This is a genomic window from Chitinophaga polysaccharea, assembly GCF_902150045.1.
Classification (GTDB): Bacteria; Bacteroidota; Bacteroidia; order Chitinophagales; family Chitinophagaceae; genus Chitinophaga; species Chitinophaga polysaccharea_A.
The window spans coordinates 74,966-90,783 of the sequence record NZ_CABFVU010000001.1 but is presented as its reverse complement, the minus strand read 5'-3'; the positions used below and the strand labels follow the sequence as shown (position 1 = coordinate 90,783).

Here is a 15,818-nt window from a genome sequence, read left to right as displayed (position 1 = left end):
TATGATACAGCTGGAAAGATTTACTGCCGCGGATTTTGATCGTTTTATCTCGTGGGTCGACAATGAAGAAGCACTGGTCCAGTTTGCAGGTCCGTTGTTTACTTACCCGCTAACCCATGAGCAGCTGACCGCATACCTGCAGCAAACAAAGAAGCAGCCTTTTAAGATCCGCCTGCTGGAAACAGGACAGGTGATCGGGCACTGTGAACTGAATTTCGAAAAAGAGATGCCCCGCCTGTCGCGTATCCTGATCGGGGAAAAAAGCATGCGCAACAAGGGCTTGGGCAAGCAGGTGGTAAAGGAAATGGTGAACCGTTTATTCAGCACAACGGAGCATACGGCGGTTGATCTGAACGTATTCGAATGGAACCACAATGCCGTGGCCTGTTACACGCAACTGGGATTTAGGATCAACCCGGATATGGCAGGCACAACCAAAGTAGGCGAAGCGGTATGGAATACCTATAATATGGTGTTGCAGAAAGCCGACTGGCTGCTGCAACAGGAAGGCCCAAAGGAAAGATACAGCCTGGAATGGCCGGGGAAACGCGCAGCTATGGCCATTGCCGGCTTGCCGGCCACACAGGTGTTGCATGCGGTGAAAACAGATGGGGTGAATTTTGATGGAACGGAGAATATCTATATTGAAGGAGATAATCTTGAAGTGCTGAAACTGCTGCATCAGCAATATACCGGCAGCATCAAAATGATTTATATCGACCCTCCTTATAATACCGGGCGGAAATTTGTATACCACGATAATTTCAGGCAAAGCAGCGCCAGCTATCATATGCTCAGTGAGCAGGATGAAGCAATGCCGGATCCCGAAGCCAGTGGCAGGTATCATGCCAGCTGGCTGTCTATGATGTACCCCCGCCTGAAGCTGGCCGGTACATTATTGCGGGAAGACGGTATCATCTTTATTTCTATTGACGACCGCGAACTACCCAATTTAAGGAGGATCTGTGATGAAATTTTCGGGGAGATGAACTTTGTAAGTTGCCTGCCACGCATCACAAAAAAAGCCGGTAAATCAACCAGCATGATCGCCAGGAATAATGATTATGTGTTGTGCTACCGCAGGTCGCCCTCCACCCGTTTTAACACTTCCCGTTTTGATGCTGCAGGGTATGTTCATTCGGATGAGTATGAAGCAGAAAGAGGCCGGTATAAATTAAGCCAGACCCTGGATTACAGCTCCATTCAGTATTCTCCTTCCATGGATTATGAAATTGAAATAGAAGGGCAGGTATTGCGCCCCGGAAATGTCACCCGTGAGGAAATGCTCAAAAGACAGCAACGAAATCCTAAAAGTGATTTCTGCTGGAGATGGAGTAAAGAGCTATATGAATTTGGAAGAAAGAACGGTTTTGTAGTGCTGAAGCGATCAAGGAACGGTTACCGGATCTATACCAAAACATACGAGAAAGCTACCATTTCCCGTGCGGGCGACCGGTATTCCGTGGAAATGAAAGAAAGGACAAAATCCTTCTCCAGCCTTGATCTTATTGATAACCGTTTCTCAAACGATAACGCAAAAAAAGATATGAGCAAATTGTTCGGGGAGAAAATATTTGAGTATTCAAAACCGGTATCCCTGATCGCTGAATTAATTGCCCTTGCTACAGATGAAGATGATATAATACTGGATTTCTTTTCAGGGTCCGCCACTACAGCACATGCAGTGTATTCAGTAGCAGCGCTCACCGGGAAACAGCGGAAATTTATCCTGGTTCAGGAGCCCCAACCTACGGATGAAGACAGTGAAGCTTATCATGCAGGCTATAAAAATATTTGTGAAATAGGGAAGGAGCGGATCCACAGGGCCGCCAAAGCCATTAGAACAGAGACTGGAGCTGTGTTCGATGATGGTTTCCGCGTTTATCGCTTAGGAAGCCCAGCCAATAACGGGCTATAGTATTCCTCACGAAAGCAGCATGAGCCATATTCCACTTCTGTTAATTATATTTGGGCAGGCATGTCCAATTGCTGCCATTCCATTTGTTATAAGGTATATTATCACACTTAAAACTTAAAAAGATGGAAGAATTCATGTTGATTTTCAGACACGAGGATGGCAATAAAGTAGCCTCCCCGGAACAAATCCAGGTTTGGATGAAACAAACAATGGATTGGATCGGCGGGATTGCCGCGCAAAACAAATTTGTGGAAGGGAACGGTCTGCCTTTTGCCGACAGCAGGGTGGTGCATCACAACAACGTAGTGACCAACGGGCCTTTCGGTGAAATTAAAGAAACTATCGGCGGGTACATTATTGTGAAAGCTGCATCCATAGAAGAAGCGGTGGAGTTTGCAAAAGGAAGCCCCGTATTACAGGGCGACGGCAATACCGTGGAAGTAAGGAAGGTGGAGCGTCATTAAAAATTATACGGAGGGGATATCAAAAGTAATTTCTCCCTGGTATTTCAGGTAGCAGGAAAATAACCCTCAGTACCATCAGATTACTTTTGATACCCCTCATGTTTTTTTTATGGAACAACCTGGCTTAATACCGCACCTGTTCCGGACAGAGTTCCGGAAAATCATAGCTGTGCTTTGCAAGGCTTTTGGTATAGCGCACATGGAAGTAGCGGAAGATATTGCCGCGGAAACCTTCCTGTCGGCCATGGAAATATGGCCCTATAAAGGCGTTCCTGAAAATCCAACAGCCTGGTTGTATCTCGTGGCCAAAAACAAAGCGAAGAATTATTTTCAGCGTAATAAGTTGTTTGCAGAAAAAATTGCTGTCCAGCTAAGAAACAGGACATCCGGAATAGAAGTGCCGGAGATTGATTTATCGGAAGAGAATATCACCGACAGCCAGTTGCAGATGATCTTTGCCATTTGCCATCCCTGTATTTCTGAAGAAGCGCAGATAGGGCTTGCACTTCGCATACTCTGCGGTTTTGGGATCACAGAAATTGCCAATGCTTTTTTAACTAATAAGGAAATTATCAATAAGCGCCTGTTCCGGGCGAAGGAGAAGTTGCGGGAGGAAAAAGTGGAGATCACATTTCCACCGGAAACAGAGATCCCCAAACGGCTGGACAGCGTGCTTACCACCCTGTACCTGCTTTTTAATGAAGGATATTATTCGGAAAGCCAGGATGCTGTGCTACGGGAAGACTTATGCCTGGAGGCTATGCGGCTTACTTACCTGCTGATCGGAAATGCGGCCACCAATACGCCGGAGGTAAAGGCATTGCTTGCACTGATGTGTTTTCATGCTTCCCGCTTTGAAGCCCGCAGGAATGAGAACGGTGAAATTATCCTTTACCAGGACCAGGATGAATCGTTGTGGAATGAAACGCTGATCGCCAGGGGGGCGTGGTTCCTGCATGAAGCTTCGGGCGGCGAAAAGAAACTATCCCGTTACCACCTGGAAGCTACCATTGCCTATTGGAATACACAAAAGCAGGACACACCGGAAAAGTGGGAAAGTATCCTGCAACTGTATAACCGTTTGCTGCAGATCAGCTATTCGCCGGTGGCCGCGCTGAACAGAACGTATGCATTGTCAAAAGCCAATGGAAAGGAAGCCGCCATAGCAGAAGCGGAGAAGCTGCAGCTAACGGATAACCATTATTATTTTGTGCTCCTCGGTGAATTGTATACCGGCATCAACAGTACCCTTGCCGTTGCCCATCTTCAGAAAGCATTATTACTCGCTAAAACGGAAACGGATAAACGAACTATCCGGCAAAAGCTGGATTTGCTGACTTATTGAAATTGCTGCGACATTTGTTCCTGGTATGCTTCTATAGGAGCTGAATTTCCCAGCACCATCAGCTGGTTGCCCGTATTGCTGATAACCGTGCGGAATTGCTTGTTGTTGCGGGTAGCGAGGTCGTACCGCCCTGTTCGATGAGCCGCAATTCAACATTGAGTGGTTTCAATTCATAGTATAATCCCGCTGTAAAACCTTCCAGCGCAAACTTCGGCATGTTATACAGCGATCCCAGCGGCGTTGCGGCAGTGATGCCATTAAAAAGATAACCTCAGCTATGGCTGCGCAGCGCTTTTGAAAAGGCGTCTGTAATAGCGGCATTATCCTTTCTCAGGATAGTGGGGTTGACGGTCATACGCGAAGCGCCGTACGACTGTGGCTGGCCCACAATGATCCCTTTCTCTTCCCGCAGCCATTTTGCGGTTTTTATGGTGTCGATCTGTTGATCAAAGTACAGGTCAAAAATATTGGTGCCTCTTTCCTTCGGGCTTATTTTTATCCCGATGATCTTGTTCAGTTCTTTAAAGAGTGCATTGGATTTCCGGATAGATTCCTCTAACACTTTGTCAATATCCTGTAAGTGGTGTAGTGCCATAGCAGCATTCCCCCAGTTTGTAAAAATACCGCCTCCATGCACTTTCAGCAGGTGTGGCATTTTAGTGTCAAATGTTTTCGTATAGTCGATTACTTTAGTACCGGTAAATGCAGCGGAAATATGCAACCGCGCTCCATCCAGGTGGGTCTTAATGCCCAGTTCCCGGCAATAGGCGGTAATAGTGTTGATATCTTCCAAAGGAAAAAAACTATTGGAGCATCTTCTTACCGGCGTTTCTATAGATAACGCGCCGATGGGTGCTTCAAATGCTTCTTCTGCTTTATGCCAGCTGATGGCCTGCTTCAGCTCTTCCAATGTGAATGCAGCTTTGTCTTTTCCCAATGGGATCAGCCGCTTGTTAAAGATGGTTTGCGCTGCATCGGCTTCATCGCGGTAAACGTGGCTGCTTTCCTGTACTATCACTTTGGGATGATCACCGGAAAGCACCTGTAATGCCAGCTGGTTGGCCAGAGTGCCGGAAGGCATATATATAGCGGCTTCTTTGCCGGTTATTTCGCAGCATTTGTCCAGCAGCTCTTTCATGGTACCATCGCTGCCGTAAAAATCTCTTGTGATAGCGTGTTGTTGCTGGATAAGTTGAAGTTGTTCAATATAATCCACCGGTTTGTAGAAGATACCGTCGTTGATAAAATAAACCCTTTCGCTGTCTTTTTCGGGATTCACATTGTTGCGCCGTGGTGCAGCTTTTGATGCCCATGGAAGGGCGCCTGCCAACGCACTGAGGGAGGCTGCTCTCAGAAAATGCCTGCGTTGAATATAGGTCATAGTAGTATTTTTTTTGAAAGATATTTATGGGTCTGCCCGGTAAATATAATAAACGGAGAGCATCCCTTTTCATTGTGATCAGGTATCTTTTTTGCGGCATCACATAGTTATGTAACTTTAAAAAAAGATGTATGCAGGAAGAAAAAGCAACGGGGTGGGATTTTAGTATCTCACCAATACCGGTAGGATGATGGAAAGTCCTTTACCCTGGAACTATTTTATAATGATTTGCCGTTACCTGAAACCGGGCTGCACCCTTCTTGACCTGGATACCGGTGGTGGCGAGTTTTTAAGCCTATTGCCGGATAAGGAGCAACTTCGTATATTCGCTACCGAAGGATACCTTCCCAACGTAGAGCTGGCGCAAAAAAAGCTGCGCTCATTCGGCTGGTTGTTAAAAGAGAACAGAATATCGTATGATCATGAAAAATATACTGCTCTTTTTACTCTGCTTACCGCTTTTTACTTTCGCGCAGCGCGAGAAATTGTTATATGGATATGCTTATGGAATGATCCACGATGGCAGTGGCGGAGGCGGGGCAACCGCCAATGTGGATTTACTGCATCACAACATCAGTGTGGGTCCCGGTGTAGAGCTCACTTCCTATAACGGTCATACATTGATCCCTGTATTTGCGGATGTGAAGATCAAACATCGCTTCGGACATATAGATCCGTATGTTGCAGGGCAATTCGGACGGAACGGTTATAATGTAAGCCGCACGGCAGAGGTGCCATCGGGAAGCGGGCAGGAATCAGTTACTTTCAATGAATCAGGCAAATACTTTTATGGCGTGGGAGCCGGTGTCGCCTGGCACTTTAGCAGGATAGGCGTGTTTGCTTCTTATATTTACCGCGGATACAAGTACCGCTATCCCGACAGGGTATCGGAAGAAGACCAGGGTGTTGTATTCGGCGATAAGTCGGTGAACGCAAGTTTGTTTATAGTAGGAATTGTATTTTAAGATAAATGGGCGCGTGTAATCAATTCCCCGGGTAAATGCGGATGATCCGCCGGCAGGGGATGAAATCACCGGTTTAATGCATCCGCGAGCTGCTGTAGTTTAATTCTTTCAATTTGCCTCCTGTGCCGGAGTATATGCACAATGGCGTGTTCCGCCATTTGTTCTATGTCGTATACCTGGCCCCAGCCTGCTTTTATTTTAAGCGCATCATCCGTTTGTTCCAGCTCATTATCTTTAAATGCGCTGAATACTTTTTCTGTGAAGATGAATACCTGGTCCAGGTCTTCCATGTATTCGCCAATGCTCAGGTGAAATACTTTGGCAGGTCTTGCCAACTGATGGCCGTGGAGGTTGTGAATACTGGTAGCGTAACCAAATCCTGAGCTGACCACATGCGACAGAATAGTTTGAACAGAACGGCAGTTGTCATCGGCCGTATCAGGATCGATGATAACAGTGAGTGCGTGATCGGGTATTGTTTTAATCACTTCTTTCAGTGCTGAGAGCGCTTTTTCGTATTCATCGAGCAGTGCGCCGATAGCGCCCTTTCTGAATGATCGGGTCATTTTTTTTAAAGATGATTCCGGCAAATGTAGGAGATTCGGCGTTAATGGCGAAAAAGCTATATTTATGATATGGCTCCGGGGATCCCCTTGTCCCCCAAAAAAAATCTCAGCACCTGTGATTTTTTAACCATTGATGCGAATAATTAAGAAATAGCATTCAAAGAATGAATCCAACTGATCTATTTCTTGCTGTTCTACAGGCAAATAAAGGCATTATCTATAAGATAGCCCATTCCTACTGCCAGGAGGCGGAGGACAGGAAAGATCTTGTCCAGGAAATCATTGTTCAGTTGTGGCGGTCATTTAACAGCTATACCGGCGAGGCAAAGTATTCTACCTGGATTTATCGTATTGCACTAAATGTTGCTATTTCATTTCACCGTAAAAGAACCCGTCGCAAGCAGGTTTCTAATCCCTTATCGGAAGAAATCCTGCAATTGGTAGACACTAATGTAAAAGATGACACTTCGGAGGACATTAGCTTGTTACAACGCTTTATTGCAGAGCTCAGGGAGCTGGACAAGGCAGTGATGTTGCTGTACCTCGAAGAGAAAAGTTACCGGGAGATCGGGAACATTATGGGGTTGTCTGAAACAAATGTAGCTACTAAAATTGCAAGGATCAAAGGGGGCTTAAAACAGAAATTTTCGTCCGTCAAAAAGTAGCAAAATGGAAGACAAAGAATTGATTCATCTCTGGAAGTCTTATGATCAGAAATTGGAGGAAACCCTCCTGCTTAACCGGGAATTAGCAACGGATATTACCCGGATCAAAGTGCAGCGATTTATGGTGTCTATGAAGCCTGTAAAAATTTTTGCCATCTTTATCGGATTATGCTGGGTGGCCTTTGTAGACATGCTGATTGTTCGTTTATTACATAGTGCCAGCCCATTTTTCCTGGTGTCGGCTGGTATCCAGGTATTACTGACGAAACTGGCGATAGGCATTTACATCTACCAGCTGATCCTGGTGCAGCAGGTAGATATAGATGGGCCGGTGCTGGCTGTGCAGGAGAAGCTGTCGCGGTTGAAATCATCCACACTTTGGGTAGCGAGGTTGCTTTTCCTGCAACTACCTGTGTGGACAACCTTTTACCTGAGTGAGGCCGGGCTCCTACAGGCCGGTACACTACTGGTACTGATCCAGCTATTGGTAACAGTGGCATTTACCAGCCTTGCTGTCTGGTTGTTTTTTAATATCCGCTATGAAAACAGGGATAAGAAATGGTTCCGGCTGATTTTCGGCGGCCGGGAATGGGATCCTATTATCAGATCAATGGAGTTGCTGGGCCAGGTGAGGGGCTATAAGGTGGAAGAATAATGATCTCCGGCCGGAAAATCGCCTGCCTGTTGCGTGGGCTTCATCTTATTATAAATATCATTGTACGTATCAAAGTTCCGGAACACCTGGCTGGTCGGTAAGTTTAATTGTTGTGCTATTGTAGAAATGCTGTCCGCTCTTGTCAGCAGTTTAATGGCTTCCTTTGTCTGGTTGGTGGCAATAAGCTGGCTAACAGCCTGGATCAGCCGCTCCTGGTAGGAATTCCCTTTTACATTAGCGATGTAGGGATGTGTAATAAAGTTTCTTGTGAGCTCGTCTAACCGGTTCATAAACCCTGTGAGATTGCTGTAGGGAGCATCTATCTGTGAAAAATTATTCCAGTAAAGATCATACTTAACGTAATCAATGACCATATCTACCAGCAGTTCCTGTTCAAAGTTAATCCCCCCGTTATTTTCGTTAACGGCAAACTTTGTCATCACAGCGGAAAGTATAGGAAGGAGGTTATTGAGTTCAATAAGCTGTTTGTTGCCTGCCAATAGCTCCAGGTCCGGTAAAGGAAGGAATTCATCTTCCGTAAAGTCCGTATAATTCTGCAGTGGTGTTTGATCTCTTTAAAAAATTATCGTCAGAAAAAGGGCAAACGATATTAATGGTTACCCATGATGAAGATATTGCCAGGAGGTCAGATCATACTATTCATCTTACAGATGGTAAAATAGATGAAGAAACCGGTGTGTAGATACCGGCTGGTTCAGGGCAGCTTCGCCACCAGTTTTTCCGGCAGATACTTCAGTATAAAATAAATGATCTTCCATTTGCTCCCGGGCACTATTGCAAAACTGCTGCCGGCATTCACTATTTTACGGGCAATAAAGGCCGGCTCCATTAACAGGTATTCCGGGAGATCCAGTCCTGCAGTCATTTTGCTCCGGATATATCCTGCTATAATTACATTTACAATAATTTTCCGGGAGAAGAGATACTGGCGTAACCCTGCCAGGTATTGGGTAAATGCCGATTTGGTGCTCCCGTACACAAAATTGCTTTTGCGGCCGCGTACACCGGAAAGCGACGACAGGCCAATGATGCGTTCCAGGTGCGTGTTGGCTGTATCAGTGGCAATGATATTAAGGATGGATACAGCGCCGGCATAAAGCACATTTATCATCCGGTAACTGCCATCCCAGTTTGCCAGTGCCTGTTCATTGGTTACCTGGAAGCCTGCTGCGTATACCACGATATGCGGTTTGGAGGGTAGTGCTGCATAAAATGCCGGATGATCGCTGAATGCAGTGGCATCAAAGTAACAGATGGATAGCTGATGTGCAGCGGCATTCCGGGCTTTCATAAACGCCGCAATTTCTTCCGTGCTGCGGGATGCAGCAATAACATGGTAGCCCTTCTCCAGGTATAGTAATATTGCTTCTTTGGCTACATCAGAATTAGCGCCGAGTACAAGCACTGTTTTAATGGCATAATTACTCATAGGCCGTAAAAATAGTCATTGTCCGGCGATTAGGCGCATGGCGGGAGAAATAACTCCCCCGCGTATTCCTCCTTCAGGATTTTCTTTTACTGATATCGCACAGCATATCGGAGTGAATATTCAAACCGATGTTGGTGATATTGTAAAGATGTTCGCTGGCCACCAACCAAACGATTTCACAGATCTGCCGGTTGGAGTAATATTCCGCCATACGGTTAAAAGTGGCGGGGCTTACGTTTTTATCTTTTGTAAGCGCGGTAACGTAATCCAGCAGCGGCCCGTAACCCCGACTTTTATGCCTGCATGACGGATTCACGTACCATTACTGTATCCGGTTACATGCGAAAATAACAACACTTTAAGATGGCCTGGAGGAGGGTTTGCTTAATCCGGTTATTTACTGTAATCTTATACAGTAATACATTAACCCGATGATGGTACCTATAATAAACAGGTGGATCTCCAGCCTGTGTTGTTTAACTATGGCGGCAGCGGCTACTGCCCAAACTCCCGTTAAAAATAACAGACTCGAAAAGATAGATGCGGCGTTAGCCGGTATTTTGCAGGAAGCAAATGGGGCTGGCTTTGCGGTGGCAGTGGTGGAAAAAGACCAGGTGATATTTTCAAAGGGCTTCGGCTACCGGGATGTAGCCCGTAAATTACCCATTACAGCACATACCCGGTTTGCTATCGGCTCCTGTACCAAGGCTTTTACCAGTGCCTTGCTGGGCGGGTTACGCAAGGAAGGAAAGGTAGATTTTGATAAGCCGGCTACCATTTACCTGCCGGCGCTGGATTTTTCAGATCCTTATCTTAACACCCAGGTAACCCTGCGTGATATGATGTGCCACCGGACAGGCTTCTCCCGTTACGACCTGTCCTGGTATCTTTTTGAAACCGATTCAAGGGACTCGCTGCTGAAACGGATACATTTTATGAAGCCCAATGCGCCGCTACGGGCCCGCTGGCAATACAATAACTTTATGTTTATGGTACAGGGCATGGTGGCGGAAAAGTTAACCGGGCAGTCGTGGGAACAGAACATCACCAACCGCTTCTTTCAACCGCTGGGTATGAGCGAATCGTCCATTGGCGCTGTTTCCCTGGCGGCTGCGGAAGAAGCGTCGCGGGGGTACGAGCTAACCGATAAAAACGAGATCAAAGAAAAGAAGTATCACGCCATTGTTGCCATGGGGCCTGCCGGCGCTATCAACAGCACGGTAACAGATATGTCTAAATGGCTCATCACCTGGATCAATGGAGGAAAATATAACGGGAAAGAAATCATTCCTGCAGACTACCTGAAAGAAGCAATTTCTCCCCAGATGGTCATCCCCGGAGGGCTGCCAGACAAGAAAAACCCGTATGTACAGTTTGCCGATTATGGTCTTGGCTGGATGTTGTTTTCCTACCGGGGGCACTACCGGGTAGAGCATGGCGGGAATATAGACGGATTTACTGCGCTAACTACCTTTTATCCAACAGACAGTTTCGGTATCGTGGTGCTGAGCAACCAGAATAATTCCGCTATACCGACGAAGGTCACCAACCTGATCACCGACCGGTTGCTGGGTGTTGCCGAAGAGGCGAAGCCAAAGGAAAAGCAACATAAAGGGGAGGAGGGACCAAAGCCCTTTACAGATTCCACTTTCAGTCCGCACCCGGCTACACATCCGTTAACAGCATTTGCGGGAGTGTTTAAGAATAATGCCTACGGGGATTTTAATATTTCTGTTAAGAAAGATTCCCTGTTTGCCACATTCCCTGAAATAACCTGGTACCTGAACCATGAGGACTATAACATCTTCTCTCCCTTCGACGCTGCGGATACCGTGATCGATGTAAAGTATAAGTCGAATATGCGGATACAGTTCCTGATGAATAACAGCGGGGAGATTGACCGGTTAAGTTTTAATTATGACGGCGACCCGGTTATATTTGAGCGTGTTTCCCGGCCGGTAGTGTTGCCTCCTGCCTCGCTGGAGCAGTTTAAGGGTATTTATAAGATAGGGTCTGTGCCGGTAACGATCAGACTTTCGGATGTCAAAGCGCTGATAATGGAAGTACCGGGCCAGCCGGTGTATACGCTGGAAGCTACAGACAACACCACTTTCCGGATCTTGGAACTGAAAGACTTCAGGGTGAAGTTTATAAAGGATGATAAAGACAAGGTGGTGGCATTAATTTCCATGCAGCCGAATGGCTCTTTCCGTGCGGAAAAGGAAGCCGGTAAATAAAAGAAAAACCGGTGCAGTTCTGTATTACTGCACCGGTTTTGGGGAACATTGTATTTATTGAATGGGGCCGGGTTATGAAACAACGGCGTTAAGACACACTTTTAAATTTAACATTGGGGTGTTACTGGGATCCCACCTGTCATACAGATCGTTGCCAGATCTGCATTTGACGGGATCTCCGGATAAAAGGCCATTAGCTGTTATTCCTGTTAATCCATAAAGGATTGTATTACAGGCACAAAAGTATAACGCAGAAGAAGGGGAATCAACTGCGAAAATTCGCAGGTTAAGCTATTCTTTATTATTTTTACCATCAAAAAGATGCATCCTGATAAGTTGGCGTTTGGAAGCTATTCGAAAGCATTTATTACAGATGTACCGGCTGATCTTACCAGCCCGGAAGCATTACATTATAAAAATACGATCCGCCGGTTTGCGGATGAAGCCATCTATATATATTCTTTTAAGGAGAACAGGATGCTGTATGCCGACGGCTGGGAAGACCTGCTGGGTTATGCAGACAATGAGATCAGCATGCTCACCATTGTAAATATTACCGCGCCTGAATATGCTCCTTTCTCCAATGAACTGAACGACAAGGCCCTGATGTTCCTTCATAACAAATATATAGGGGACGAACCATACAGCTTTACCATAGAACTGAAAAAGATCCATAAGAATGGTACCCCTGTGCCCCTCATTTCCAAAGTAGGCGTATTTACAACCGAGCAGGGAAAGGTGACCAGTATTATAGGCCACTCCCAGAAAAATGAGAGTATCAAATTCGGCAATGTAATGCGTTATGCGGCATACGGACCGGAGAAATCCGAGTTCGAAGAAGAGCTGAATAAGCAGCTGTTCCGCTATTATGCCATTTCTGAGAAAGAGAAAGACGCTCTTTCCCTGGTGGCTGAAGGCTATTCTTTTAAGGAAATTGCGGCAAGGTTTGGCGTATCACAGTCTGCCATTGAAAAAAGGATCTTACCGATGTATAAGCGTTTCAATGTAAAAAGCCTGACCCATCTGATCAGCTTTGCATTTGCAAACCATATTCTGCCTTAGCCGGTTTTTTCTTCGGCGCATATTTTTCCAGGTTAAGGAAAAGCATTTTTTCCCTTTCTACTCCTATACTGTGCAGCATATTCTGCCAGGTGGCAGATAGTTTCCGGTCCTCATCATCATTGCCCAGCACCCATATTACGTTGGTGTCTTTCAGTGCGGTCCTGTTAATATCGTTGGTGGATGAGCCATCCACGAAACTGAGGAACCTCTCTGAAGTAATCAGGTCTTCCTTAACAGGATCGCCGGGGTTAATATCATCTATTACCAGGATCGATGCCTTTCTCCAGGTCCACAGCACATCCGCCGTGGTGTCGTCGTCCTGTTCATAAAACATGCAGTACAGCTTCATGGCGGAAGTATAAACGGCGGAGTAGTGGCGGATAGACAGCTCCGTGGCAATAGCCACACTCAGGCTGGTTTTGCCGCTGTTCTTGGGGCCAAACAGGAACAGGTGCATGCCCTGTGTATTACTGTCGAGGAACCGCCTGATCAGGTTTATATCTTCCGGGGCAATTTGTTCGGTGCTCCACTGGCTAAGCCGGAACTGGAATGGATAGCCCGGCGTTTGCAGGTACATTTTAGTAAGATACCAGTAATAGGTAGGATACAGCAGCAGCACACCGGTTACCACTACCACCACCCTGGCAATTGTGGTATCTTTGCAAAGCAGGGAGCAGAAAAATGCACCGAGCCAGAAGAACAGCAGATCTGTAACGGTATCAAAAGCCACATTGCCCCATGCCGGCTGGAATACATATGATTTTACACCCCCTTTTTTCCCGATGGTCAGTGGCCACAGGAAGTTAATGGCCTCAAAAACCAGCCACAGTGCGCTGATGCTCCAGGCTGCAGTAAGTGCGGCGCGGGCTTCATCCATATGATTCTTCAGTACCAGGTATACAATGAAAGCGGGAATAAATCCGAGTGAAAAGTGACCAAACTGGTTTGCCAGCCATGTATAGGTAAGCGTAACTCCGCGGTAAGAATCCTTACCTCCGAGGTCCGCCTTTAGCTGACGGAACATGTTTCCGCGGGTAATAGTTTTTTTCATGAGCAGTTGGGATAGCAGCGGTTGGATAAATTGAGGGTAAATATAGGAAGTTGACAGAAATAATATATGCTCTCCTTAAAAAAATGCTCCCTGGCCGTATATTTAAGGATATTCGTCCTTTATGAAGAAAATACTCGTTTTTGTTTTTTTATCAGCACTCCTGTCCAGTGCAACCGCGCAGGATGCGGTTTATTTATTTGCTTATTTTAAAGATAACGGGCAGGATGGCCTGCACCTGGCGTATAGCCGGGACGGTTATAAATGGCAGGCGCTGAACAACGACCATTCCCTGCTCACCCCTACCGCCGGGGGAGACAAGCTGATGAGGGACCCTTGCATCATCCGCGGGGCAGATGGCCTTTTTCATATGGTATGGACGGTTAGCTGGAAGGAGAAAGGAATAGGCTATGCCTCATCGCCCGATCTACTGCACTGGTCCGCCCAAAAGGAAATTCCCGTAATGGCGCATGAACCCGGGGCACTGAACTGCTGGGCGCCGGAAATCACTTATGATGCCCGTCGCAGGGAATATATGATCTATTGGGCCACCACTATTCCAGGCCGGTTTACCGCCGGCGACACTACCGGCGATGGTAATTATAATCACCGGCTGTATTACGTCACCACGAAAGATTTTCAGCACTTCAGCCCCGCAAAATTGTTATACGACCAGGGCTTCAATGTTATCGACGCCAGTATAGTTCCGGATAAAGGCCGGTTTATAATGTTCCTGAAAGACGAAACAAAAATGCCCCCGCAGAAAAATATCCGTATTGCCGTAAGTAATACTCTGACCGGTGGCTATGGTAAACCTTCCCCGCCCATCACGGGCCAATACTGGGCGGAAGGACCCACCGCACTGCATACCGCCGGTAAATGGATCGTGTATTTTGATAAGTATACCCAACACCGTTATGGCGCCGTAGAATCCACCGATATGAAAACATGGACGGATGTGTCGGATCAGTTATCCATGCCGGAAGGAATACGGCATGGTACCGTGCTGGCTATTACCGGCAAAGAACTTGAGCGGTTGATGAATGCTAATAACAGGTAATGGTTGCTGCGTCAGCAGTGAGGGTTATTATCAGTGCCCATATTTATTTGCTGCCGGCACGGGGAAAAAATACCCGGTGTCGGTTTTGTTCTATTTTCCCGGAGCCCGGCATAGTAGTTTTGAGAAAAAAAGATCATGACAACAGCAAATACCACAAAACAGACAGTACTCGTATTAGGCGGCACCGGTAAAACCGGCAGCAGGGTAGCCGCGCAACTTACAGAAATGGGCTGGCCTGTTCGTATAGGGTCACGTTCTGCTGATCCTTCTTTTGCCTGGGAAGACCAGTCTACCTGGAAACCGGCCCTGCAAGGTGTACACGCCGTGTATCTCAGCTATCACCCCGATCTGGCCATACCCGGGGCAACGGAAACTATCCGTGCCTTTATTGATGCGGCTGTGGGCAGTGGTGTACAGAAAATAGTATTGCTGTCTGGCCGGGGAGAAAAAGAAGCGCAGGCATGCGAGCAGATCATTATGAACAGCGGTATCAGCTGGACGGTAGTGCGGTGCGCCTGGTTCAGCCAGAACTTCAGTGAAGGATACCTGCTGGAGCCGCTGCAGGCCGGCCATGTGGCCCTTTCTGCCGGAAACGTGGCAGAGCCTTTTATTGACGTGGATGATATTGCGGATGTAGCGGTGGCAGCACTTACAGACGACCGCCATAACGGTGAGCTGTACGAGCTCACCGGCCCCCGGTTGATGACCTTTGAAGCAGCTGTAAAGGAAATAGCCAAAGCGGCAGGCAAGCCTATCCGGTATGAAGCCATTTCAACAGACGCTTATAAGGCCATGCTCGTTGAATATAATATCCCCGACGATTTCATCTGGCTGGTTACCTACCTGTTTACTGAAGTGCTGGATGGCCGTAATGCCCATCTCAGCGATGGAGTGCAACGTGCATTAGGCCGCGCTCCACGGGATTTTTCCGAATATGCCCGGAAAACAGCCGCTACCGGCGTCTGGAACTAATAAAAAAAACAGCGCTGTAGTATTCCATAC

The 15,818-nt window shown here is 46.8% G+C and carries 17 protein-coding genes; 11 read left to right on the top strand and 6 right to left on the bottom strand.

Translation table 11 applies throughout. The features are described from left to right. Position 1 precedes the first annotated feature (1 nt). The 3 genes from FN124_RS00445 (at position 2) to FN124_RS00435 (ending at position 3,727) form a co-directional block, all read left to right on the top strand. The gene (locus FN124_RS00445) at positions 2–1,918 is read left to right on the top strand and encodes a GNAT family N-acetyltransferase (RefSeq protein WP_142682830.1); all 1,917 of its coding nucleotides are present in this window, start codon (positions 2–4) and stop codon (positions 1,916–1,918) included. A 122-nt stretch (positions 1,919–2,040) separates the two neighbouring features. Further along, on the top strand, positions 2,041–2,382 hold the full coding sequence (locus tag FN124_RS00440; protein WP_142682829.1) for a YciI family protein: 342 nt from the start codon (positions 2,041–2,043) through the stop codon (positions 2,380–2,382). A 109-nt stretch (positions 2,383–2,491) separates the two neighbouring features. Then, complete coding sequence (locus FN124_RS00435; RefSeq protein ID WP_142682828.1) at positions 2,492–3,727, top strand: RNA polymerase sigma factor; 1,236 nt, start codon at positions 2,492–2,494, stop codon at positions 3,725–3,727. Positions 3,728–3,998: 271 nt separating this feature from the next. Here the strand turns inward: FN124_RS00435 and FN124_RS00430 are convergent, their stop codons facing one another. After that, on the bottom strand, positions 3,999–5,108 hold the full coding sequence (locus tag FN124_RS00430; protein WP_142682827.1) for a threonine aldolase family protein: 1,110 nt from the start codon (positions 5,106–5,108) through the stop codon (positions 3,999–4,001). A 422-nt stretch (positions 5,109–5,530) separates the two neighbouring features. Between FN124_RS00430 and FN124_RS00425 the strand changes: the two genes are divergently transcribed. Beyond that, positions 5,531–6,073 (top strand): hypothetical protein, encoded by a 543-nt coding sequence (locus FN124_RS00425; protein ID WP_142682826.1) that lies wholly within the window; start codon positions 5,531–5,533, stop codon positions 6,071–6,073. A 65-nt stretch (positions 6,074–6,138) separates the two neighbouring features. On the opposite strand, the gene FN124_RS00420 is transcribed toward FN124_RS00425, so the two are convergent. After that, positions 6,139–6,639, bottom strand: a complete 501-nt coding sequence (locus FN124_RS00420) for a DinB family protein (RefSeq protein ID WP_142682825.1) — start codon at positions 6,637–6,639, stop codon at positions 6,139–6,141. Between the two features lie 164 nt (positions 6,640–6,803). Here FN124_RS00420 and FN124_RS00415 point away from each other — a divergent pair, with 164 nt between their 5' ends. Next, positions 6,804–7,304 (top strand): RNA polymerase sigma factor, encoded by a 501-nt coding sequence (locus tag FN124_RS00415; RefSeq protein WP_142682824.1) that lies wholly within the window; start codon positions 6,804–6,806, stop codon positions 7,302–7,304. Positions 7,305–7,308: 4 nt separating this feature from the next. Further along, entirely contained in the window at positions 7,309–7,959 is a 651-nt protein-coding gene (locus FN124_RS00410; protein ID WP_142682823.1) for a hypothetical protein, read from the top strand. Here the strand turns inward: FN124_RS00410 and FN124_RS00405 are convergent. After that, the gene (locus tag FN124_RS00405) at positions 7,941–8,402 is read right to left on the bottom strand and encodes a hypothetical protein (RefSeq protein WP_142682822.1); all 462 of its coding nucleotides are present in this window, start codon (positions 8,400–8,402) and stop codon (positions 7,941–7,943) included. The genes FN124_RS00410 and FN124_RS00405 overlap by 19 nt on opposite strands. Positions 8,403–8,521: 119 nt before the next feature. Here FN124_RS00405 and FN124_RS30795 point away from each other — a divergent pair, with 119 nt between their 5' ends. Next, positions 8,522–8,662: a hypothetical protein gene (locus FN124_RS30795; RefSeq protein ID WP_185937034.1), complete on the top strand. Its 141-nt coding sequence runs from the start codon at positions 8,522–8,524 to the stop codon at positions 8,660–8,662. Positions 8,663–8,674: 12 nt separating this feature from the next. Here the strand turns inward: FN124_RS30795 and FN124_RS00400 are convergent, their stop codons facing one another. Together FN124_RS00400 and FN124_RS00395 are read right to left on the bottom strand one after the other, a co-directional pair. Further along, on the bottom strand, positions 8,675–9,409 hold the full coding sequence (locus tag FN124_RS00400) for an SDR family NAD(P)-dependent oxidoreductase (protein ID WP_185937033.1): 735 nt from the start codon (positions 9,407–9,409) through the stop codon (positions 8,675–8,677). 73 nt (positions 9,410–9,482) lie between these two features. Beyond that, positions 9,483–9,725 (bottom strand): carboxymuconolactone decarboxylase family protein, encoded by a 243-nt coding sequence (locus tag FN124_RS00395; protein WP_142682821.1) that lies wholly within the window; start codon positions 9,723–9,725, stop codon positions 9,483–9,485. Between the two features lie 115 nt (positions 9,726–9,840). Here FN124_RS00395 and FN124_RS00390 point away from each other — a divergent pair, with 115 nt between their 5' ends. Together FN124_RS00390 and FN124_RS00385 are read left to right on the top strand one after the other, a co-directional pair. Next, entirely contained in the window at positions 9,841–11,646 is a 1,806-nt protein-coding gene (locus tag FN124_RS00390) for a serine hydrolase (protein WP_142682820.1), read from the top strand. 321 nt (positions 11,647–11,967) lie between these two features. Next, complete coding sequence (locus FN124_RS00385) at positions 11,968–12,708, top strand: LuxR C-terminal-related transcriptional regulator (RefSeq protein WP_142682819.1); 741 nt, start codon at positions 11,968–11,970, stop codon at positions 12,706–12,708. Here the strand turns inward: FN124_RS00385 and FN124_RS00380 are convergent. Then, positions 12,674–13,759 (bottom strand): ATP-binding protein, encoded by a 1,086-nt coding sequence (locus FN124_RS00380; RefSeq protein ID WP_142682818.1) that lies wholly within the window; start codon positions 13,757–13,759, stop codon positions 12,674–12,676. The genes FN124_RS00385 and FN124_RS00380 overlap by 35 nt on opposite strands. Before the next feature lie 121 nt (positions 13,760–13,880). Between FN124_RS00380 and FN124_RS00375 the strand changes: the two genes are divergently transcribed. Next, positions 13,881–14,816: a glycoside hydrolase family 43 protein gene (locus FN124_RS00375; RefSeq protein ID WP_142682817.1), complete on the top strand. Its 936-nt coding sequence runs from the start codon at positions 13,881–13,883 to the stop codon at positions 14,814–14,816. A gap of 135 nt (positions 14,817–14,951) precedes the next feature. After that, the gene (locus FN124_RS00370; RefSeq protein WP_142682816.1) at positions 14,952–15,788 is read left to right on the top strand and encodes an NmrA family NAD(P)-binding protein; all 837 of its coding nucleotides are present in this window, start codon (positions 14,952–14,954) and stop codon (positions 15,786–15,788) included. Positions 15,789–15,818 lie beyond the last annotated feature (30 nt).